Raw genomic sequence first — 21,308 nt, 5'->3', positions numbered from 1 at the left:
CCTTCCTACAGGGTCGAGCGGCGGGCGTACTGGCGGCGCATCTTGTCGACGATCCACGTCACATCGGCTGGCGCGTTGGGCCGCTTGGCGTCGACCTTCGTGGGTGTCGTCCCCGGCACCGGTACGGTGTCCGCCTCGATGACCGGCGTGCCCTCCGGGTCCTGTTGCGGATCATCCAGGTCCGGAGGGACCAGCAGTTCCGTGCCACCGTCGTAGGTGAGTTCGGCGACTTCCTGGCGCAGGGCGTGGACGCTCTTGCCGCTGGCAGCGGTGGCGACCGCCAGCAGCCGGGCGCGAACGTCCGTCAGGCCGGGTCGGGCTGTGGGGTCGAAGGCGAGCATCGTGCCGAGCAACTGCACCAGTTCCGCCGGCACCCCGGACAGGTCAGGAAGGTCACTCGGCTCGCTGATGCGCAGCAGCAGATTCCAGGAGTTCGTCGGCGGGTAGAGCCCACGCCCGGTCAGCGCGAAGACCAGTGTCGCGGCAAGGGCGTATACATCGACCGCCGGCGTGAGGTCCCGCTCACCCTTGACCTGCTCGGGCGACATGTAGGCGGGAGTGCCGACCAGGGCGCCCGGCTCGGTCAGGTAGTCGTCCCGCTCGATCAGCACCGCCAGGCCGAAATCGATGAGCTTGGGCCCGTCGGGGCCGAGGATGATGTTCTGCGGCTTGAGGTCGCGGTGCAGCAGCTTGACCTGGTGCACCTTGGCGAGGCCTTCGGCTAGCATCGCGCCGGCCATGGCGGCCAGCGGCAGGGGAAGCGGCCCCCGCGCGTCGACGTGCTGACGCAGCGTGGCACCCGGAACGTACTCCACGGCGAGCCAGGCCGGGTTCGCGTACGGGTCCGCACCCTCAAGGCGGGCCACCCGGGAGCCGAAGACCAACTTGAGGCTGTCGACCTCGGCGGCGAACCGCTCGCGCACCGTCGGCGCCTCGATCAGGTGCTGCTTGATCACCTTGACGGCGACCCGCTCGGCGGTCGGCGACACCGCGAAGAACACGTCGCCCATACCGCCTGAGCCCAGCGGCCGGACCAACTCGTAGCCGCCGATTCTGCCCAGCGTCATTCGTCCCCCTCACGATGACACCCGCCCGAACTGCTCGTCTGCCCTGTCGGTTCGACGCCTGGCAGACGCATGACCGTACAACGTTGAACTTTCGACGAGGAAGCGTCCGAACGGCGGTTCCTCCTGGGCCTTGAATTCATACTTTGTTAGGCTCCAGCGTATGAGTCGGCGTGTGACGATCTCCGTCCCTGATGACGTGGCCGAGCAGTTGGATGCGCTTCCGGCTCGCCAGGTTTCCGCGTATGTCACCGAAGCGCTGCGCCGCCGTCGGAAATCCGACGACATGCGGGTCGCCCTGAGAGCCGCAGGGCACGGCGAGTATCCGTACGACCCGGAAGGCGCCGTGCGGCGCCTCGCCTCCCGCCAGGTGACACCAGAGATGCGCGAGGCGGCGATTGCCCGTGTGGCAGAACTGCTGGAACGCCCGGTCGACGACGTCCGCGCCGGCTTCGACCGGCCGAGTGCGGCGTGAGCGCACCGGTCTACGTGCTCGACAGCGGAGCCCTGATGGCCTACGCCCAGGGTGTCGACGCCGTCGGTGAAGCGTTGGTAGCGGCGGCAGACGCCGACGCGACGGTCGCCGTGCCGCTGGTCTGCCTGCTTGAGGCATACAGTCTGCTCGACCACACCGAGCACGAATACCTGTCGATGCTGCGCCGCAACCCGGCCGTGCGGATCATCACCCCGGCCCTGCACGTTGACCGGGCCGACGACTGTCCGATGATCGGGGGCATGGCACGGCAGGCCGGCCGTCTCGGTGCCGGCAACGCGGCCTACCTCGCGATCAGCAACGCCGCCGGTGTGATCACCTCTCGGGCCGATCAGCTGCGGAAGGTGCTCGGCGACGACTGGCCCATCGTCGAGGTCTGACCTCATCCCCGGGACGCTTCCGACGTGGGCGAGCGGTCAGCTCCCCCACCGTGTGTGACCAGGCAGCTTGTCAGCTGTTCCAGAACATCAGCTCGCGTGCCTGCCGGGAACAAGCGGTCAACTCCGAAACGCCCCGTGAAGGGACGACGTAGTCACGCTCGCGGATGAGCGCGAGGAAGTCCGCCGGCAATGCGACGCGGTGACGCCGCACGTAGTAGGCGAGGTCCTTCCGCCAGAGCCAGTCGCCGTCGGTCACGACGGTCGAGCCGTTCATCACCTGGCGGGACGAGTCGAAGGCGTCGTTGGCGACGTCCATCACGTCGATGAGGATGTGTCCCGAATTCAAGTAGCTGACAACTTGCGTGAGGTCGGGCAGTTCCTCCTCGGCGACGCTGTCGAAGATGCTCTCCTGCGGCTCGGCGGAGCGGACCGGCCCGAATTCGCGGAACATCCCCGCCGCCTTCAGTTGACCGCTGCTCATCAACGCCCACCGTTCGGATAGAAGGTCTTCCACTCTCCGTCACCCCGGATCATCGGGATTTGCCCCACCGGACCATACCGGTCGACACCGACCGCGTCCGTCGGTGCCGTCACCGGCACTCCGAGGGCGTCGGCGACCTGTTGCGCCGCTGGTGGCACTCCGGCTTCGGGGGCCACGGTGCCGGTGTGGCAGGAGACCAGCCGCACCGGGCCACCGTCGTAGTTTGGGTTGGCGCGGATGGCATCGGCGACCTGCTGTGGGTGGGTGAAGTTGGCGGGGTGGTCGGCACCGTCAGCGCCCACGAGGCCGGGCCGGAACAGCCCGGTGCGTTCGCCGTGTACGACCACATCGTGATGGCCGGGGATCGGCGCCACGGCGTCGAAATTGCGCATCGTGGCGCTGTCGTAGCCGATGGCGGTGCTGTTCGGGCGGTGGTAGACCGGATCCCCGGCGGGGAGGTTCGCATCCGGCGGTGGCGGCGTCTGCGGATGCGTAGAGGGATCATCCCAGTCCGACCGACGCCCCATCGAGTCCAGGTCCGGGTCTCCCGAGGCCGCAGGGCGCCCACCGGGTGTGGCGCCGTTGGCCGGGCTGACCGGGTCGGCGCGGGCAGCCCGCCGCAGCAGGCCATTCAGCTCGTCGATCAGGTCGCCCAAGCGTCGGAGCAGTGGGGCCAGCCGACGCAGGCTGCTGATCAGCGCGCTGATCAGCCTGCCGATCCGCGCCGCCCACTTAGCCACCAGGCTGCTGACCTGGGAAATCACCAGCGGAGTCGCCAAGCCCAACGTCGCGCCGGTCTCGGCCAGCCAGAGCGGCAGCCGGACCGCCAGCACCGACACGAAGTCCGCGATCAGGTCCCGGACCAACTCGCGGACCAGCGCCACCAGCAGCCCGGCGCCCTCTACCAGCGAAGCGATGCCGCCGGCAGCTCGCGCGATGCCCTCCATCGCCCGTACCTGGCCCGACATGTGCGCACGGTAGGCGCTCGCCGAGGCACCTACCCACTCGGTGAGCTGCGACGAGATCGCCGCCTGCAGGTCTGCCGCCGCGTCGGCGCTCTGCTTCGCGACGTTGCGCCACGTGGACGCGTACGCGTCGATCTGATCCGGGTCGCCGGCCAGCCAGTCCAGCGCGTCCGACAGCGGTTTGACGTGTTCGAGCAACCAGCCGACGCCCCAACTGACCAGCGAGCCGAGCGGGTCGAGCACGGTGGCCAACGCGTCCATCGACGTGGCGACACCACCGATCGTCGAGTCGATCCAGCTTCCCGACTCGATGCCGGACACGGTCTCGGTGACGTCCTCCACCAGCCCAAGCCCGGTGTACCACTGGGTCGAGTCGTGGCGCTGCACCACCAGCGGGTTGGCCGCCGTGTCGGTCACAGCGGCAGTTCCAACCGGCCGGCACTGTCGGCAAGTCGTCGTGCGCTCGCCGCGTCAGCGGCTTCGGTCGCGGCAGCAACCGCTCGTAGGTTGGCTGCCGCCTCACGCAGTGCCGTGGCGGACTCTCCCAACGCCGTCACCGCCCTGTCCGCAACCGGGTCGATCAACCGAGGTAGGAACGCGCAGATCTGCCCGTACGCTTCAGCACCCATCTGCACGTACGCGGCCGCTCCGCGAGCGGCCTCCATGCTGTCGGCGGTGCCGTTGACCGTTGCGGCGTGCCGAATCACCGCCTCCACCGACATCTGCATTCCAGCGTCACCAGCCATTTCTGGCGTCCCGCTCCCACCGATCGGGCTCGTCAGGGGGCCTGGGGAACCGCCTCGCGAAGGAGTCGGTGACCGCCCGCCCGGACTCGGAGTCGACGCCCACGGTGTCGTGCACCGCAATGCTCACCTGCTCGGTCAACCCGGCCTGTGCACGGGCGATCGTGGCCATGATGATGCTGGCAAGTTCGGCACCGGGTATCCGCTGAACGCGGTCGTCCAACCGAAGGTCCGTTACCGCCCCCGAGGCGGCGACCGTCACGCGCACCGCACCGTCCGCGCCGGTCGCCGACGCCGCGATGGTGGCGACCCGGTCCGACAGTTCGGCCGCAGCCTGAGCTCGTGCCGACAGCTCGGCCGTCCAGGAATGCATCAGTTCCTGTGCCGCGTCCGGATCTTGGCCCAGCACTCCTAACCTCCCCGCTGCGCACCTCGGCGCCATCATTCAACCGACGCTGGGCCCTCCACTGTGCACCATGATTGAGATGAATGATGCCCCTCAGCCGTCGAGCGCAGCTCGACAGTGATCGATCAGGGTCGCCGAACGACGACTCACTGCGCCGGGACGACGACCGGAATCACGTTCGGTCGCCTCGGTAACAGCCGAGGCACCGCCTCATCGGAGGTCGGCGTCTGGCCGGAGGGCCCCACGTGCCAACCCGTCGGCGGTGAGTTGCGCCAGCTCCGCCCCCAGTGAGGCGGCCTGCCGGATCGCCGACTCGAAGGCGTCAAGGCGCCGGAACGCGTCCCCGTGCGCCCGCTGCTCGTCCAGCGACAGCCGCCGCACCTGCGCCCGTCGGATGTCGAACCGCATCGTGCCCGAGAGACTCGACGACTGTTTCTCGTTCGCCGACGTCCGCAGTTGCCCGGCCAGGAACCACGAATCCAGCGCCGCCGGGTTGGGTCGCAGCAGGTACAGGTTGCGCCCCAACAGCACCCCCTCGGTGGTGACCACCCGTGCGGTGAGCTGCCGCGCGATCATCGGCACCACCACGTCGCCCACGGCCAGAGGGATCTCCTGCCCGAACCGGTCGTCGCCCCGACCGGACGCCTCCGACCCGGCGAGCACGTCCGGCACGGTGAGCACCGGCGGCCCGTCGGGTGCGGGTGCGGAGGTGCCGGCGCGGACCGGACCGATCAGTTGCAGCGCCCCGGTCTTCGCCAACTCTCCAACGGTGAGGAAGAGGCCGTCCGGCCCGTCGGGCGCGGGTGTGACCTGCGGCAGCAGCGCCGGCAGCTCGCCGACGATGGCGGCCAGTCGTTCTCTGGTGCGTACCAGATGCTCTCCGGAGGCCTCGCCCACGACGGCGGGCTGCCGGCGTGCGGGGGTGAGGTCGACTTCCTCGTCGAGCAGTTCGATGACCGGGACCGCGCGGGCGAAGCCGGCCTCCTCGACGTCGCCGTCGGGGGCGGCAACGAACTCCCGCCACGCGGCCAGCACGCGCGGTGCGGTGTCGGCCAGGTCGCCGGTTGCGGCGTCGATCAGCAGCGCCCGCGGTGGTGGCGGCGCGTCGGTCGCGGCCCGCCGCAGCACCCACAGGTGCAGGGGTACGCCGTGTGGCGCCGCCACCCCCGGTGGGAGCGCGATGACGGCGCGCAGGTGACCTCGGCGCAGCAGCTCGCCGCGGATGCGTTTGCCGGCGCGGCGGCTGGCGACAGTGGGTGGCATCAGCAGGACGGCGTGCCCGCCGACCCGCAGGTGGGCGAGGGCGTGTTGCACCCAGGCCAGCTCGGGTTCGGTACGGGGTGTGGTGCCGACGATCCAGCGAGGGTCGTGGCCGAGTTCCTCGTCGCCCCAGTTGGTCGCGCCGAACGGTGGGTGGCAGACGACGGCGTCGACGGCGCGGCCGGCGAAGGCATCGGCGCGCAGCGAGTCACCGCCGCTGACCTCCCCGGGTACGTCGTGCAGGGCCAGCCACAGGCCGGCGAGCCGGGCCAACTCGTCGTCGAGTTCCTGCCCGTACATCGAGGTGCTGCCGGCGCGGACGGCGGCTCGCAGGATGGCGCCGGAGCCGGCGGCCGGGTCGAGCACTGAGCCGCCGCCGACGTTGGCGAGCCCGATCATCAGGTCGGCGAGATCGTCGGGGGTGGCGAAGGGGCGGCCGGGCCCTGGTGCGGAGAACCGCTGCCACAGCTCGTCGAACGCGCCCTGCGGACCCAACTCGTCGGCAAGGGCGTCGACGTCGGGCAGCAGCGGCGTGAGTTGGGCGTCGATGCTGGCGCTGCGGGAGCCGCGTTGACGGGCCAGCAGCAGGGCGCCGACGGCGGCGAGGCCGGCAGCCGGGGAGTCGCTGGCCGCGGCGAGGTGTCGCCAGAGCCGGTCGACGGTGGCGAGCTCGGGGAGCTTGCCCTGGGTGCGTAACCACTGCTCGACCTGGATCAGGTCGAACTCGGGGCTCGCCGTCGTTCCGCCCACGGGGGCGGGGAAGTCGGGATGCCGTTTACGCCAGTTACTGACCGCAGCGCGACCGACACCGGCGAGCCGGGCGATCTCCGCTGCCGTGATGGTCGGGTTCTCCACGCCGAAAGTCTCGCACACCTGTCAAGCACGAGATTGTCTGTTGACAGTGTTGTCGGACGATGCTCTCATTGACCCCGCAACACTCACTTCAGGAGGACAACGATGCGCAAGACCACCACTCTCGCTCTGCTCGCCACCGGCCTCATCGCCCTGGGCTGCGGCTCCGGCGCCGCCGACAAGGCGAGCGACTCCAGCAGCGACAGCAAGGCGAGCAGCTCCAGCGGCGACGAAGGCGGCGCCAAGGCCGAGGAGAAGCCGGCGAAGACCGCCAAGATCGGGCAGCCGGCCCGGGACGGGAAGTTCGAGTTCACCGTCAAGTCGTCCAAGTGCGGCGTCGCCAAGATCGGCAGCGACCTGCTCGGCCAGAAGGCGCAGGGCCAGTTCTGCCTGGTCACGCTCATCGTGAAGAACATCGGCAAGGAAGCGCAGATGCTCGACGGCAGCAGCCAGAAGGCGTACGCGGCCGACGGCACCGAGTACTCCGCCGACACCGGCGCGGCGATCTACGCGAACAAGAACGCCGAGACGTTCCTCAACGACATCAACCCCGGCAACCAGGTGACCGGCGTCGTCGTCTTCGACATCCCGAAGAACGTCAAGCTCACCAAGCTCGAGCTGCACGACTCGATGTTCTCCGGTGGCGTCGACGTCGCCCTCGGCTGATCTCCCCCCACCGCCCGGGGCGGGCATCCCACGCCCGCCCCGGCTGTTCACAGCCCGCCTGTTCACAGCGCCGGTCGGGGCACCTAGCCCTCTGCGGAGGACAGAACGCCGATTGGTGCTGACCCCTGCCTACTGATTCGTCTACGTCATCAGCTCGAAAGCGTCTGACTTCCCCGTCACTCAGTCCGCCTGGTTCCAGGCCGCGGACCTTCCTCCCTGCGGAGACGACAATGGCCCGTTCTGAGCCGTACGACGCGCTCGCCTGCACCATCCGCCTGCACCGAGCTGTCCGCGCGTCCGGCGCGCTGCTCACCACTGCCCTACTGGCCATGATGCTGACCGGCTGCGGCGACGAGAAGCGCTCCACCGCCACGCCGGTGACCGCCACGCCGAGCATGTCCGCCTCCTCCAGTACGTCGCCAACGCTTCCTCCTTCCGACCGGGACGGCGACGCTATCCCCGACTCCAGCGACTCCTATCCGGACGACCCGAAGAACACCCCGCAGCAGCCGCCGGTCAGCTTTGAGTGCGACACGGGTAACGACTGGGATGCGCTGCTCACGGTGCGGCCCGGCAAGGACGGCCGGCCGGACTTCAGCGAGGTGTGGGCGGCGAAGCCGACGTCCTGTGATGCCCAGACGGAGATCCAGCCCGTAACCGACACCGAAAAGGCCGCGCTGACGACGTCCAAGTACGACGACGGGGATATCGCGACCCTGTACGAGATGTGTGCCGCCGTCGACCCCGAGGACACGTACTTGGAAGCTGGCTTCGCCGCCAGCAGCGAGCAGATCCCCGAGATCAACGCAGCCCTCCTGCTCTGTCCCAGCTACCCGTACGCGAAGAAGTGGCGCGAGACGGTGAAGCGCGGGCAGGTCGACGCGGACCTGGCAGCCCAGGGTCGGATCTTCGGCGAGGGCACGTTCCGCGTCGGTAAGGAGATCAAGCCCGGCACGTACGTCACCACGGATGTCGACGGCTGCTATTGGGAACGGCAGGACAGCTCCGGCCACACGATCGACAACTACTTCACCAATAGCGCCCGCCGAGTGCAGGTGACGATCCGCTCCTCCGACTACGCCTTCAGCTCCCAGAACTGCGGCGAGTGGCGCCCCGCGCGCTGAGCCGCAGCACCGACATCCACCGCTCACCCCGGGCGGGCCGACGCGCCGTCGGCCCGCGGACACCACACGCCTGGAGACGACAATGACCCAGCCCGCACAGACCACCGCGCCCCTGATCGACCTGATCTTCGACCGCCTCGCCGACGCAGGCGACGTACCCACCGAGACCGCCGAACTGGTCCTTGCCGCGCTGACCAGCGAGGACGACCTGGCCGCGGCACTCGCCGGCACTCCCACCCGGCTCGACCCCCGCTCCCCCACCGACGACGGTCCGGCGGAACGGATCTGGTTGAAGTCGGTGACCGTCGCCGGGTTCCGTGGCGTCGGCCCGGAACGGACCATCCAGATCGGCCCCGGGCCGGGTTTCACACTGGTCGTCGGCCGCAACGGCTCCGGCAAGTCCAGCTTCGCCGAGGCTGCCGAACTCGCCCTCACCGGGGACAGCGCCCGGTGGGCCGACAAGACCAGCGTCTGGCGTACCGGGTGGCGCAACCTGCACAACCCGGACCCGTGCTGGGTGGGTGTGGAGCTGCGCGTCGACGGGGTGGCCACGCCGACCCGGGTGAACCGCGCCTGGCCGGTCGGGGCGGAACTGGCCGACGCCGAGGTGACCGTCACCAGCGCACGGGGCCGGCACGCGGACCTCTCCGAGCTGGGTCTGGCCCGCTCGCTGGAGCTGTACCGGCCGTTCCTCACTGCCGCCGAGCTGGGCAAGCTCGCCGCCGGAACACAGAGTCAGCTCTTCGACGCGCTCTTCGCGATTCTCGGGCTGGACGCGCTCACCGATGCCGACCAGCGTCTGCTGCGCGCCGCCCGGCCGCACGACACCAGCATCAAGGAGGTACGCGCACAGCGTGCCACCCTGGTCGCCACGCTCGACGGGATCGCGGACGAGCGGGCCCGGCGGGCCGCCGTGCTGCTGCGTGGCCGGGGCGTTGTCGACCTCGGCGCGGTGACGGCGATCCTCGACGAACCGGACGAGGCGACCACTGACCGGGAGGTGCTGCTCTGTCGGGAGCTCGCCGCCCTCGCCCCGCCGCCGGTCGACGAGGTGACAAGGCTCGCCGATCAGCTGCGGGACGCGGCGGTCGAGGCCCGGCGGTACGACGGTGGTCGGTCCCGGGCCGCGCTGCGGAGCGCCGAACTGCTCCGTCTCGCCCTCGAACATCACGAGGACGAGGGCGACGGGTCGTGCCCGGTCTGCGCCACCGGCACCCTCGACGGTGGCTGGCGTGCCGCCGCCGCAGAGTCGCTCAGCGAGCTTCGAGAGCGCAGCGTCGCTGCCCAGACGGCGACGACCCGGCTGACGGCTCTGCTGCGACAGACGCACCACCTGATCGACGACCTCGTTGTGCCCGGGGGCGCCGGGTCGGAGCCGACGGCCGGGGTGCTGCGTGACGCCGTTGCCGCGCTGCGGCGCGTACCCGGAGAGCCGGCCGAGCTGGCCGACCACCTGGCCGCCCGGTACCCGGCGGTGGTGGCGGCGGTCGACGCGGCCCGCGCGTACGCCGAGGGGTTTCTGCGGCAGCGCGACACTGGCTGGCGGGCGGCGGCGGCCGACGTGCGCGAGTGGGTGGCCACCGTCGGCGGTCTGCCGGCGCGGGAGGCGGCCCTGGCCCGGTTGAAGGCCGCACGCGCGTGGTTGAAGGACGCCGGTGCGCAGATTCGCAGCGAGCGGGTCGCGCCGTTTGCCGGGCACTCGCAGCGGATCTGGGCGCAGCTGCGGCAGGAGAGCAACGTCGAGCTGGGGTCGATGACGTTGGAAGGCGCGAACACCCGGCGGCGGGTGGTCTTCCCGGTCAGCGTGGACGGGGTCGACAACGGCACGGCGCTGGGTGTGATGAGCCAGGGTGAGATGCAGGCGCTCGGGCTGGCGACGTTCCTGCCCCGAAGCTGCGCCCCGGAGAGCCCGTTCCGGTTCATCGTGGTCGACGACCCGGTGCAGAGCATGGACCCGTCGAAGGTGGACGGTCTCGCGCGGGTGCTCGCCGAGCTGGCCGAGCAGCGGCAGGTGGTCGTCTTCACCCACGACACCCGGCTGCCGGACGCGGTCCGCCGTCTCGGTCTCGGCAAGGCGCGGATCATCGAGGTGACCCGCGCGGAGAAGTCGGTGGTGACGCTGCGGCCCGGCTCCGACCCGGTGACCCGCTACCTGGACGACGCGTACGCGTTGGCGCGTAACGAGGAGATCCCCGCCGACGTGCGCGGGCCGGTGGTCGCGGAGCTGTGCCGCTCTGCCGTCGAAGCGGCATGCCATCGCTCGGTCTGGCGGAACCGGGTGGCCCGAGGCGTTCGGCACACCGACATCGAGGAGGCGATCGAGGAGGCATCCCGACGGGTCGCCACCACCGTCGCGTTGGCGGTGTTCGACGACGCCGAGAAGGGTGGTGACGTGCTCGGCTGGCTGGGCCGCCGGCACGGACGACGTGCGGTGAACGCGTACCAGGCATGTCGGGAGGGTGTGCACGGCGCGTACCTGGCCGACCTGCCCGGCCTGGTCGCGGACGCCCGCCTCCTCGTGGCGGCGCTGTCGTGACCGCGCCGACGCCACAGCGCTGCCTGGCGGCGGCCGATCAGCTGCTGCGCGGGGCCGGGCTGCTCGGCACCACGGCGGTGACCGCGGGCTGGTGGCCGCGGGCCTGCGCCTGCCTGATCCGGCTCGCCCTCGAAGGCGGTGTCGACGGCTACTGGCGGCGGGTGCAGCCGGCCGTGGCGGCGTGCCGGCAGGGCCGCGCGAAGCAGTTGATGCTGCGCGGCCGGCTCGGTCCGGGCCGCGAGACCGCTCGTCGCGTGGCGTTCGCCTGGGTGACGCTTTCCGCCGCCACGCACCACCACTGCTACGAGCTTGCCCCTGGCGCAGCGGAGCTGCGGCGCCTACACACCGAGGTGAGCACCCTGCTCGCACAACTGGAGCCCACGACCCGCAGGTGATCTGTTCAGTCACTCGCGTGTGGACCTTACGCGAAATGAGGTACCGCTCCGGATGAGCCAGGGTGACCACGTTGACACGTAATGTGATGCTCTTGCTGTCGATCATGAAGGACGTGGGATGGCACCCGAAGCCGAGGCATCCGAGAACGAACTCTCCACACTCGTTGACAACGGCACCCTCGACGCCACGGTTCTCCCCGACGACGAGCCGACCGTCAGCCTCGTCGAGATCGAGCCGGGATTGGCCGTGCTCTTCGGGGACCAGCCGCCCATCGGCTTCGACGTGATCCCTTTCGAAATGATGAGCGCTCACGCAAAGCAAGGCCTTACCGACAAGCTCGCGATGGCCTCGGGCATCGGCAATCTCGCGGCGCAGGGTGCACAGGGTGCGACCACGGTGCAGGGGCTCGTGCGTTTGGCGCCCGAGACGTTGGAGGCGCTCAAGACCGCGCAACCGATGACGTCAGGCGGCTGGAACCTGGGTGCTCTCGTCACGACCAACGGGAAGATCGCCAACCTGGTGCGCTGGGCACCCGTGACAGGGGCGCAGACCGCCTCCATCCTCAGCGCTCTCGGGCCGGCCGCCGCACTCCTGGCACTGCAGGTGCAACTGGCGTCGATCTCACGTCGACTTGACGAGAACGTCCAACTGACTCGCGACGTTCTTCGGGCGCTGCACGAGGATCAGTGGGCGACGCTGCTCGGCCTGCATGAGACGACGCTGCGCGCCGTACGTGAGGCCCAGGCGGCCAGCGGCGTCAACGACCACGTCTTCGCCTCCATCGCGACCAGGGACGCGGACCTACGCAAGCAACGGCACCTCTTCACGTCGCTCGTCCGCCGGCACATCACGGCGCTCGATACTGACGGGCAGAGCCGTCGCACCTACGTTCAGAAGAACGTCGACCAGATTCTCGCCGACGCTCACGGCATGCTCATGGCGGAGTGGTCCTGGTATCGCTTCCAGGTGTTGCGCGCGGGACACATCAGCCGCGACGAGGCCCATGCCGCCGAGAACGAGGGCCTGCTGGCCGAGTTGGTCGCCGAGACTCAGCGTGAGCACACCCAAGTCATGGAGGACGTGGCGGATCTGCTTGCCGGTCTTGAACGTCAATGTCGTCTGATCGCCGAGCTTCCGGCCGAGTTCAGTCTGCCGTTCACCGCGAAGCGCCAGGACATCAAATCCGCTGTCGACATGGCCGAGGCGTTGGCCGAGCGGGTGGCAATTCTTCGCAACCGTGTGCACACCCAGACCGCTCCGCTGGATCCGCCTCTCACCGTCTTCGCCGAGGCTGTGCCAGATGAGGTGCTGCGAATCCTCCGATGGGTCGTGCCTGGCGAGGAACCCCTGCTAGCCATCGCCGATGTCAACCTCGACCGCCTCGTCGGCGAGGACGCCTACCTGGGAGTGACACCCGCACGTCTCTTCATCTCGGCACAGAGTTCGGTTCGCAAACAAGGCACGATCGAGCGCGAGTTCCCTCTAGCGGACGTTCGCTACGTGCGGTTCTGCGAACGCGACAAGCGAGGCCCAGTCCTGGACATCATCACGACGGACGAGAACATCAGGCTCACCTTCGACGACTGGGCCGGCAAGGGGCAAGGGTTGGACGACAGCCGTCGGCTCGCCAATCTCCTGACCGCCGCGATGAATCTGCCCGAGACCGAGCGGCGTACCGACCCGCTGCTGGGCGGCGGTTCCTCGACTGAGCGGGCGATCACCCGGTAACCGGCCGCGACCGGATCGATCTGTATCTGGTCCACTGGCCGAACCCGGATCCCCGACCCGGAGCACTACGACCCCGACGAGGCCTCCTAACTAGCGGCACCATCGCCGGCCAGACGTATGCCACTCTGGCCGGCCCGGCAACGTCCCGGCGTCGCCTGCTCGACCGGCGGGGCGATCCGGGCAATTCCGGCTCGGTGCTTTCCCGGTGGCCGTTCGCGAACGACCACCGGGAAAGCTGGTCAACCGGCCCGGTAGGAGAGGTAGTAGCCCTCGTACGGCCAGCTGTGGAAGTTGTTGAGCTCGGACGCAGCGCCGGTGCAGTCGGAGGTCCGGTAGCCAGAGACGGAACCGAAGCCGTTCCAGCCGATCGCCCAGATCGCCTCGGCCGGGACCGGGCGGCAGATACCGTCGGGCGTGGCCTGCCTGCCTACGATGATCTGCGTGTAGGCCTGGTAGAAGACGAGGCCGGTGTCGGGAACCTTGAGCGTCTCGACAGCGGCTGCGGGCGACGCCGGTGTCGTCACGGCCAGTGTGGTGACCAGGGCGGCGGCGAGACCCGCAGCGATTCGGCTGGTAAATCTGCGCATGAGCTTCCCTTCCTAACGGTGTTCAGGGACGGGACCGGAGCTCGTTCAGCCCAGGCATATATTTACTTGCATCGATTATGTTCCCCGTGTCAACCAACCCGCCGCTGATCGCTGTCGCTGAGCGGCCCGAACGCAGAGCTGGCTGCGAGCTGGTCGCCTGCCACCCGAGTCGCGGGGGCGCTCGGAGGTGGCCGGATCGGCCGGCGGCCGGCTTCCCTGCTGACGTCCTGCCGTCTGTGGCCGTAGGCGCCGCGGCCTGCGGTGCGGGAGCAGCCCGTCGCCCTGACCCCTGACTGCCGACCGGTGGTCCTGCTGTCGTCGCAAGCTGCGGCGATCGTGACGCATTGCCCACATTATTGCGAATGGTGCGGCCGTCCACCTGGGCGGTAGCGCAGGTGGTTGACGGCGCAACTTTCCCGCGGTAGCTTGAGTCAATTCATCCTTATCAATGGAAGTAGGTAGCCGTGCTGTTGAAACCCCTCGCCATCGCCGGGGTCATCGCAGGTGTGCTGGCTGTTGCCCCTCCTGCCTCGGCGGCAGCCCAGTCGGGGGCCGGCGTCTACCCGCCCGGGAACTGCCAGCCGGGCACATTCTGCGTCTGGCCCCACTGGGATCACCCGAACGGGGTTCCTACGGCGACTCCGTCCCTGGTGACCACCACGGAGTGGAGCGGCAACATCACGGGTTTCAACTACTACAACTACACGAACCGGAACGCCGAGATTAGCTGGTCGTTCACCACCCAAGGAATGACTTTCACCGGCACGGACTGCGCTCCTCCTGGTGACGGATTCTTCTACGTTCCCATGACGGTGACGAAGGTGAGTTGGCGGACGCGCGTCTGCTGAATCCCGCCGTCTTCTGCCTTCCGGGTTGCCCGTTCCGTCGCGTGCGCTCGACATCGAGCCACCGTCGGCGCGCAACTCGGGCAGGTAGGGTCCCAATCATGACGATTCCCCATCTTGCGGCAGCCGACGGCACCACCCTGCCGGCGATCGGGCTCGGCACGTACCGGCTGAACGGCTCGGCGGGTGTCGACGCGATCGGTCAGGCGATCCGGGCGGGCTACCGGTTGATCGACTCGGCGGTGAACTACGAGAACGAGGGCGCTGTCGGTCGGGCGGCCCGGTCGGCCGGTGACGTGCGGGACGAGCTGGTCGTCACCTCGAAGCTGCCGGGGCGGCACCACCGCTACGACGAGGCGCTGACCACCATCGAGGAGAGTGTGTTCCGCACCGGCCTCGACCGCGTCGACCTGTACCTGATCCACTGGCCGAACCCGAAGGTCGACCTGTACGTGCAGGCGTGGCGGGCGCTGATCGAGGCGCGTGAGCGTGGGCTGGTTCGGCACATCGGGCTCTCCAACTTCCTGCCCGAGCACATCGAGCGGCTGGTGGCCGAGACCGGGGTCGCCCCGGTGGTCAACCAGATCGAGGTGCACCCGTACTTTCCGCAGCAGGAGGCGATCGACTACCACCGGGAGAACGGCATCCTGGTGCAGGGTTGGAGCCCGCTCGGCCATGGCAACGACCTGCAGCAGCACCCCGTCGTCGTGGAGATCGCGACCGCGCTCGGCGTCAGCCCGGCGCAGGCGATCCTCGCCTGGCACGTGGCCCGTCAGGTGATCCCGCTGCCCAAGGCCGCCTCCCCGCAGCGGCAGGTCGAGAACCTGGATGTCTTCGGCATCAAGCTCACCGACGCGCAGGTCGAGGCCATGACCGCGCTGGGCCGCTCGGACGGGCGGCTCTCGGATCAGGACCCGGCGGTGTACGAGGAGTTCTGACGGACCCGACCCGGCCATCCGGGGCGAGGCCCTGGTGACCTCTACAGCAGCGTCAGCCGTGGGGAGCGAACTCGGCACTCTGGACGTACTCCATTGCCTTGGCGAACTCGGGGTCGTCGAGCCGTCGACCCATCTCCTCCTCGGTGGGCTCCGCGACGCGCTGGTGGATCCACCACAGGTTGCCGAGCGGGTCGCGGAAGCGGCTGACCCGGTCGCCCCAGAAGAGCTCGGTCGGCTCGGTGACGACGTTCGCTCCGCGTTCGACGGCCCGGCTGAGCACCTCGGCGTCGTCGGCGACGTAGAGACGCAGGAAGGCGGGTGTGGCCGGCCACTGAGGTTTGTCGAACATCATCACGACCGAGTCCCCGATACGGACCTCGGCGTGGCCGATCACACCGTCCACCTCCATGCGGGCCAGTTCGGTGGCGTCGAAGACGCCGACTATGAAATCGATCAGTGCGCCCGTCCTCCCCGGCGAGATGATCCAGGGGGTCACGGTGTGGTAGCCGTCGGGTACAACCTTCATCGGTCCGTCTCCTCGTTCAGGTGCGGCTTCGGCGCACTGAGATGGACGACGGTAGACCCGATCTAGGCTGGCAACTGTCCTAGATCGAAACGCATCATGGGAGCATGCGCGACACACCGGCCCGCCTGTTACGACTGCTCTCCCTTCTGCAGACGCCCCGCGAATGGCCCGGCAGCGAACTCGCCGAGCGTCTCGCGGTGACCCCGCGGACCGTGCGCCGCGACATCGACCGACTGCGTGAACTCGGCTACCCGGTCCAGGCCAGCCTGGGCACGCTGGGCGGCTACCGGCTGGTCGCGGGTAAGGCGATGCCTCCGCTGCTGCTCGATGACGAGGAGGCAGTGGCGATCGCCGTCGGCCTGCACACAGCAGCCCGGCAACCGGTCGCCGGCATCGCCGAGGCGTCGGTGCGGGCGCTCACCAAACTGCAGCAGGTGCTGCCGCCGCGCCTGCGCCGCCACGTCGGCACCCTCGCCGCGGCCACCGTGTCGTCGACCGCGGCGGCGGTGTCGCTTGTCGATCCGACGCAGCTCATCGTCCTCGCGGCAGCGGCCTCGGCACACGAGCGGGTCCGCTTCGACTACCGCGACGGCGATGGCGGCGTCAGCCGGCGGCTCGTCGAACCGCACCGGCTCGTCGTGGTGGGCCGTCGGTGGTACGTCGTCTCCTACGACAACGAGCGCGAGGACTGGCGCACGTTCCGCGTCGACCGCATCGAACACGCCACCACAACCGGGGTACGGGTGGCGCCCCGCGAGCTGCCAACCGACGACGCGTCCGCGTTCGTGACCGACCAGCTCTACAGCCTGGCACCGGTGTTCCGGGCGGTGGCGACGCTCGCGATGCCGGCTGGGCAGGCGACTGCCCGGCTGGGCGACCACGCCGGCGAGTTGGAGCCGCTCGACGACGCGTCGTGCCGATGGCACAGCCCGGAAGACACGGTCGACTGGCTCGCCTTCCGGCTCACGCTGCTCGGGTGCGACTTCACCGTTCACGAGCCGGTGGAGCTGGTCGACCATCTACGTCGGCTCGGCGACCGCGTCGCCCGCGCCGTAGCCGCACCGGCAGTGGACGTCCCGACGGGCGGAGGCCGTGATGAGCGTTATGACTCTGGGGTATAGACATACCGCTGTCATGACGCTCACCACCATGGCCCCGCCGACCACCGCGCGCGTCATCCCGCGCCGGGTCGGAGCGCCCTAGACGAGCCCGCCGAGGGCCGGGTCGCTGATGCTGTCCTTGCCGTTCTCGACGTGACCCGAGCAGCGGTACGCGAAGTCGGCGTCACCGGCGACGGAGACCGTCAGGTCGTACCAGCCGTGGGTGCGGGCGAGCGCCCACGTGACGCGCTCGATTTCGCCGGGGCGCAGCGACAGCTTGACCGGCCGGGTGTTGTACCCGTCCCGGACGGTCACCTCGACCCGCTTCGAACCTCGGTTCTTGAGCGTGAGGGCGAGCTTGTAGTCGTGCTCGTCGTACGCGGGGGTGACGTCGAGGTGGGATCGGCCGTCGATGAACCGGCGGAAGAACCCGTTCGGCCCGTGCACCGACAGGTCGTACCCGGAGGTGACCGGCCAGGTGTCGCTCAGGTGCTTGCCCGGCTCGACTGTGTAGCTGCGCGGGGCGTCCGCGCTGCCCGCCTCGCGGACCTGGAAGACAGCGGCGACCCCGCCGGAGTTGCGGAAGTCGATCCGGAACGAGTCGTCACCGCGGCGCCCGTCGGCGTGCAGCGTGTACGGGATCGGCCGCGCCGGGCGTACTCCGTGCTCCTGCTTCGGCAGTCGCTGGTCCGCCGGCGGGACCGGCACCTCGTCGGGGTGCCGGACCAAGTCCTCGGGCTTGAAGTCGTCGGTGTCGGGCAACCTGACCTCGCGCGAGCGGTTCGGGTGCCGGAAGTCGAACGCGGTGGTCAGGTCGCCGACGACGGCCCGCCGCCACGGGGTGATGTTCTGCTCGATCAGGTCCGGGCGGCCGTGCCCGAACCGCGCCTCCAGGAACTTGATCAGTGAGGTGTGGTCGAAGACCTGCGAGTTCACGTAGCCGCCGCGCGTCCACGGCGAGACGATGACCATCGGCACCCGGATGCCGAGGCCGTACGGCCCGGCCGGGTGGTCGGCGTCGCCGGGGAAGATCTCGTTGGTGGTCGGCACTGTCGACTGGCCGTGCTCGCGGGTCTGCGGGGGCGTCGGCGGGACCACGTGGTCGAAGAAGCCGCCCTCCTCGTCGTAGGTGATGAAGAGCGCCATCTTGCTCCAGACCTCGGGGTTCGAGGCGAGGATGTCGATGACCTGGGAGATGTACCAGGAGCCGTAGGCCGGCTCCCAGTTCGGGTGCTCGGTGTACGCCTCGGGGGCGGTGATCCAGGAGACCTCCGGCAGGCGTCCCGCCTCGACGTCGGCGCGGAAGTCGGCCAGCAGCGCCTCCGGGTCGCGGCCCTGGGTCCTGACCTCGGTGCCGGTCTTCGCCTTGTCGGCCAGCGGCGTTCCCGGCTGCGCGTTCTGGTACTGGTGGAAGTAGAGCAGCGAGTTGTCGCCGTAGTTGCCGATGTACGGGTCGTTCGTCCAGCCCCAGGACCCGGCGGCGTTGAGGCCGGTGCCGACGTCCTGGTAGATCTTCCAGGAGACGCCGTTGCGCTCCAGCCGCTCCGGGTACGTGGACCAGTCGTAGCCGGCCTCCGCGTTGGTGATCACCGGGCCGCCGCCCTTGCCGTCGTTGCCGACCCAGCCGCTCCACATGTGGTAACGGTTCGGGTCGGTCGGACCCATCAGGGAGCAGTGGTAGCTGTCGCAGACGGTGAAGGCGTCGGCGAGCGCGTAGTGGTACGGCAGGTCCTGGCGGGTGTGGTAGGTCATCGCCGTGACGCCCTTGTTCGGCACCCACCCGTCGAACCGGCCGTCGTTCCAGGCGGCGTGCCCGTCGTTCCAGCCGTGCGGCGGGTCCGGCAGGAAGGTCTGGCCGAGGTCCTTCACCTCGGGGCGGAAGGGCAGCAGCTCGTCGGTCCCGTTGGGCTGGTGCCACACGTCCTTGCCGGATGGCAGTGTCGCCGGATGGGGGTCACCGAAGCCGCGTACGCCGCGCAGGGTGCCGAAGTAGTGGTCGAAGGAGCGGTTCTCCTGCATCAGGATGATGACGTGCTCGACGTCAGTGATCGTGCCGGTCCGGTTGTTCGCCGGGATGGCGAGCGCCTTGCTGAGGTCCAACGGGAGCGCCGCGCCGATCGCGGGAACTCCCATCGCCTTGAGGAACGTACGGCGATCCACTGTGCCCATAACTCCGCCTTTGTGCGACCTGGTCGGGAAACTGGCGACCGGACGCTACCGACGACGGGTTGACGGCAGATGACAGTGGTTGGTTGGTTTTGCGACCACTCGTCGACCGGCTCTGGGCCTGAAGAGCAGCCGCTCAGGCCGCCGTGGTGTCGACCCGGGTGAGCCGTCGATGCCCGCTGGGGCTCATGCCGTGCACGCGTTTGAAGGCCGCGCTGAAGCCGAACGCGTCCGCGTACCCGAGGTGACGCGCCACGGCGGCGACGGTCGCTGTCGATTCGGCCAGCATGTCGGCGGCCAGTGTCATGCGCCAGTCGGTCAGGTAGGTGAGCGGCGGTTCGCCCACCATCGCGGTGAACCGTTTGGCCAGCGTGGACCGGGACACCCCGGCCTGCGCGGCCAGGCTGGCCAGGGTCCACGGCCGGCCCGGCGCGTCGTGCATGGCGCGCAGCACCGGGCCGACAGTGTCGTCGCTCAGCGCGCGGTACCAGCCGGGGGCCGCGGCCTCCGGCTGGTCGAACCAGTCGCGCACCGTGCACACCAACAGCCAGTCCAGGAGGCGGTCCAGCACGACCTGGCGTCCGGGCCGACCCGCGTCGAGTTGGGCGTCCAGGTAGTCGCGCAGCGCGGCGCAGTCCTGGTCCTCCGGCACGACGAGCACCGGCGGCAGCGCGCCCAGCAACCGCTGGGGCACCCGACGCCGGACGTGGTAGACCCCGACCAGCAGCACGAGGCGCTCGGTGAGGTCCGCGCCGACCGGGTCGGCCACCCCGGTCTGGCCGCGCCGGACGTCTCGCAGTTCCCCGGGCTCGAAGCTCGACCGGGGCTCGGCGGAGAACACGAACGGCGCGGGCCCACGCACGGTGGCCGCCTCGCCGACCCGGACCAGGCGAGGCTTGTCGCTCTCCGGGTGGGAGATCCAGCCTTCGCCGCGCATCGGGACGCAGAGCGTCAGCGGGGCGCCGTCGGTGAACCGCAGCGCCGACGGCGGCGTCAGCACCGACCGGCCGAAGGCAGCGCCGTTGGCGTGCAAACCGCGCAGCAGACTGTCGAACGGGTCCATGTCACCGACGATAGATCGCGGAGGATGGACCGCGGACGATCGGACATGCCTGGCGTACGACAGGACATGTCCCGCCCTCGACCGGGCGCGTTGACTCGTGGTCATGACGACTGACGCACCTTCGATACTCGTGATGGCCGGCACCGGCAAGACCGGTCGTCGGCTGGTCCAGACGCTGCGGGCGGCGGGTCGGCACGCCCGGGCTGCCTCTCGCTCCGGTGAGGTGCGGTTCGACTGGTCGCGGCGGGACACCTGGCGACCTGCCCTGGCGGGCGCCTCGGCCGTCTACCTGCTGGCGCCGGAGGACCCCGCGCTGGCCACCGACTTCGTGACCCAGGCGGTCGACTCGGGTGTCGGCCGGTTCGTGGCGCTGTCCGGGCGCGGGATCGACCAGATCGGCGACTTCTCCCCCGGCATGCTCGCCGCCGAGGAGGCGGTGCGGAAATCCGGCATCGAGTGGACGATCATCCGGGCGAACAACTTCAGTCAGAACTTCAGCGAGGATCTCTGGCGCCAACCACTGCTCGACGGTCGGCTGGCCCTGCCGATGGGCACCACGCCGGAGCCGTTCGTCGACGCTCAGGACGTCGCCGACGTGGCCGCGACGCTGTTGACGTCGCCCGGTCACCACGAACAGGTGTACGACCTGTCCGGTCCTCGTGCGCTCACCTTCGCCGCGGCGGTGGCGACGATCGCCCGGGTGAGCGGCCGTTCGATCCGCTACCTGGAGCTCACCCCGGAGCAGTACCACGCGGAACTGCTCGCTGAGGGTTATCCGGAGGAGACGGCCACGGCGCTGAACGCTCTGTTCGCCGGGATGCGGGCGGGCCATCTCGCCGAACCGACCGACGGGGTACGTCGGGTTCTCGGACGGGACCCGCTCGACTTCGACAGCTACGCCGCCCAGGCTGCGGCGGCCGGCGCGTGGTCGTAGTCCGCCCGCGGGCGGCATGAGAGGCGGCATGAGAGCGGCGTAACAGGTGATCTGC

21 protein-coding genes are annotated in these 21,308 nt (G+C 69.7%); 11 read left to right on the top strand and 10 right to left on the bottom strand.

All coding sequences use genetic code 11. From position 1 onward, the window contains the following. Positions 1-5 precede the first annotated feature (5 nt). Positions 6-1,067 carry a serine/threonine-protein kinase gene (locus AB0C19_RS05490; protein ID WP_357179829.1) on the bottom strand — a complete coding sequence of 354 codons (1,062 nt, stop codon included), beginning with the start codon at positions 1,065-1,067 and terminating at the stop codon, positions 6-8. A gap of 172 nt (positions 1,068-1,239) precedes the next feature. Between AB0C19_RS05490 and AB0C19_RS05485 the strand changes: the two genes are divergently transcribed. Together AB0C19_RS05485 and AB0C19_RS05480 are read left to right on the top strand one after the other, a co-directional pair. After that, the gene (locus AB0C19_RS05485) at positions 1,240-1,539 is read left to right on the top strand and encodes a hypothetical protein (RefSeq protein ID WP_357179826.1); all 300 of its coding nucleotides are present in this window, start codon (positions 1,240-1,242) and stop codon (positions 1,537-1,539) included. Continuing rightward, positions 1,536-1,937, top strand: a complete 402-nt coding sequence (locus tag AB0C19_RS05480; protein WP_357179823.1) for a hypothetical protein — start codon at positions 1,536-1,538, stop codon at positions 1,935-1,937. Before AB0C19_RS05485 ends, AB0C19_RS05480 begins: the two co-directional genes overlap by 4 nt. Positions 1,938-2,007: 70 nt before the next feature. On the opposite strand, the gene AB0C19_RS05475 is transcribed toward AB0C19_RS05480, so the two are convergent. The 5 genes from AB0C19_RS05475 to AB0C19_RS05455 all read right to left on the bottom strand — a co-directional run bounded on the left by AB0C19_RS05475 (position 2,008) and on the right by AB0C19_RS05455 (position 6,647). After that, complete coding sequence (locus AB0C19_RS05475) at positions 2,008-2,418, bottom strand: hypothetical protein (RefSeq protein ID WP_357179820.1); 411 nt, start codon at positions 2,416-2,418, stop codon at positions 2,008-2,010. Beyond that, entirely contained in the window at positions 2,418-3,800 is a 1,383-nt protein-coding gene (locus tag AB0C19_RS05470) for a WXG100 family type VII secretion target (RefSeq protein ID WP_357179815.1), read from the bottom strand. Before AB0C19_RS05470 ends, AB0C19_RS05475 begins: the two co-directional genes overlap by 1 nt. After that, on the bottom strand, positions 3,797-4,129 hold the full coding sequence (locus tag AB0C19_RS05465) for a hypothetical protein (protein WP_146765155.1): 333 nt from the start codon (positions 4,127-4,129) through the stop codon (positions 3,797-3,799). The genes AB0C19_RS05470 and AB0C19_RS05465 overlap by 4 nt, the downstream gene beginning before the upstream one ends. Continuing rightward, positions 4,119-4,535: a YbaB/EbfC family nucleoid-associated protein gene (locus AB0C19_RS05460; RefSeq protein WP_357179811.1), complete on the bottom strand. Its 417-nt coding sequence runs from the start codon at positions 4,533-4,535 to the stop codon at positions 4,119-4,121. Before AB0C19_RS05460 ends, AB0C19_RS05465 begins: the two co-directional genes overlap by 11 nt. A gap of 207 nt (positions 4,536-4,742) precedes the next feature. Continuing rightward, positions 4,743-6,647, bottom strand: coding sequence for an N-6 DNA methylase (locus AB0C19_RS05455; RefSeq protein WP_357179808.1), 1,905 nt, complete (start codon positions 6,645-6,647; stop codon positions 4,743-4,745). 102 nt (positions 6,648-6,749) lie between these two features. On the opposite strand from AB0C19_RS05455, the gene AB0C19_RS05450 reads away from it, so the two are divergent. The 5 genes from AB0C19_RS05450 to AB0C19_RS05430 all read left to right on the top strand — a co-directional run bounded on the left by AB0C19_RS05450 (position 6,750) and on the right by AB0C19_RS05430 (position 13,094). After that, a complete protein-coding gene (locus AB0C19_RS05450) occupies positions 6,750-7,310 on the top strand; it encodes a DUF4352 domain-containing protein (RefSeq protein WP_357179805.1) in 561 nt (186 codons plus the stop codon). A 230-nt stretch (positions 7,311-7,540) separates the two neighbouring features. After that, entirely contained in the window at positions 7,541-8,434 is an 894-nt protein-coding gene (locus AB0C19_RS05445) for a hypothetical protein (protein WP_357179801.1), read from the top strand. 82 nt (positions 8,435-8,516) lie between these two features. Then, positions 8,517-10,970, top strand: a complete 2,454-nt coding sequence (locus AB0C19_RS05440) for an AAA family ATPase (protein WP_357179798.1) — start codon at positions 8,517-8,519, stop codon at positions 10,968-10,970. Beyond that, positions 10,967-11,365: a hypothetical protein gene (locus AB0C19_RS05435; RefSeq protein ID WP_357179795.1), complete on the top strand. Its 399-nt coding sequence runs from the start codon at positions 10,967-10,969 to the stop codon at positions 11,363-11,365. Before AB0C19_RS05440 ends, AB0C19_RS05435 begins: the two co-directional genes overlap by 4 nt. Positions 11,366-11,483: 118 nt before the next feature. Continuing rightward, positions 11,484-13,094, top strand: coding sequence for a hypothetical protein (locus AB0C19_RS05430; RefSeq protein ID WP_357179792.1), 1,611 nt, complete (start codon positions 11,484-11,486; stop codon positions 13,092-13,094). 239 nt (positions 13,095-13,333) lie between these two features. Here AB0C19_RS05430 and AB0C19_RS05425 read toward each other — a convergent pair whose 3' ends face one another. Continuing rightward, the gene (locus AB0C19_RS05425; protein WP_357179789.1) at positions 13,334-13,681 is read right to left on the bottom strand and encodes a hypothetical protein; all 348 of its coding nucleotides are present in this window, start codon (positions 13,679-13,681) and stop codon (positions 13,334-13,336) included. A gap of 464 nt (positions 13,682-14,145) precedes the next feature. On the opposite strand from AB0C19_RS05425, the gene AB0C19_RS05420 reads away from it, so the two are divergent. Together AB0C19_RS05420 and AB0C19_RS05415 are read left to right on the top strand one after the other, a co-directional pair. Continuing rightward, positions 14,146-14,529, top strand: coding sequence for a hypothetical protein (locus tag AB0C19_RS05420; protein WP_266302147.1), 384 nt, complete (start codon positions 14,146-14,148; stop codon positions 14,527-14,529). A 98-nt stretch (positions 14,530-14,627) separates the two neighbouring features. After that, positions 14,628-15,464 (top strand): aldo/keto reductase, encoded by an 837-nt coding sequence (locus AB0C19_RS05415; protein ID WP_357179786.1) that lies wholly within the window; start codon positions 14,628-14,630, stop codon positions 15,462-15,464. A 52-nt stretch (positions 15,465-15,516) separates the two neighbouring features. On the opposite strand, the gene AB0C19_RS05410 is transcribed toward AB0C19_RS05415, so the two are convergent. Further along, positions 15,517-15,990, bottom strand: a complete 474-nt coding sequence (locus AB0C19_RS05410) for a VOC family protein (protein ID WP_357179783.1) — start codon at positions 15,988-15,990, stop codon at positions 15,517-15,519. A gap of 104 nt (positions 15,991-16,094) precedes the next feature. Between AB0C19_RS05410 and AB0C19_RS05405 the strand changes: the two genes are divergently transcribed. After that, on the top strand, positions 16,095-17,111 hold the full coding sequence (locus tag AB0C19_RS05405) for a YafY family protein (protein ID WP_357179780.1): 1,017 nt from the start codon (positions 16,095-16,097) through the stop codon (positions 17,109-17,111). A 78-nt stretch (positions 17,112-17,189) separates the two neighbouring features. Here AB0C19_RS05405 and AB0C19_RS05400 read toward each other — a convergent pair whose 3' ends face one another. Together AB0C19_RS05400 and AB0C19_RS05395 are read right to left on the bottom strand one after the other, a co-directional pair. Further along, complete coding sequence (locus tag AB0C19_RS05400; RefSeq protein ID WP_357179777.1) at positions 17,190-19,259, bottom strand: phosphocholine-specific phospholipase C; 2,070 nt, start codon at positions 19,257-19,259, stop codon at positions 17,190-17,192. Positions 19,260-19,392: 133 nt separating this feature from the next. Next, complete coding sequence (locus AB0C19_RS05395) at positions 19,393-20,319, bottom strand: AraC family transcriptional regulator (RefSeq protein ID WP_357179774.1); 927 nt, start codon at positions 20,317-20,319, stop codon at positions 19,393-19,395. Positions 20,320-20,422: 103 nt separating this feature from the next. On the opposite strand from AB0C19_RS05395, the gene AB0C19_RS05390 reads away from it, so the two are divergent. Then, complete coding sequence (locus AB0C19_RS05390; RefSeq protein WP_357179771.1) at positions 20,423-21,253, top strand: NAD(P)H-binding protein; 831 nt, start codon at positions 20,423-20,425, stop codon at positions 21,251-21,253. Positions 21,254-21,308 lie beyond the last annotated feature (55 nt).

It is taken from the genome of Micromonospora sp. NPDC048842 (assembly GCF_040649935.1).
GTDB classification, from domain to species: domain Bacteria; phylum Actinomycetota; class Actinomycetes; order Mycobacteriales; family Micromonosporaceae; genus Micromonospora; species Micromonospora hortensis.
The sequence above is the reverse complement of the archived record's forward strand: the minus strand, read 5'-3'. Positions and strand labels throughout refer to the sequence as shown.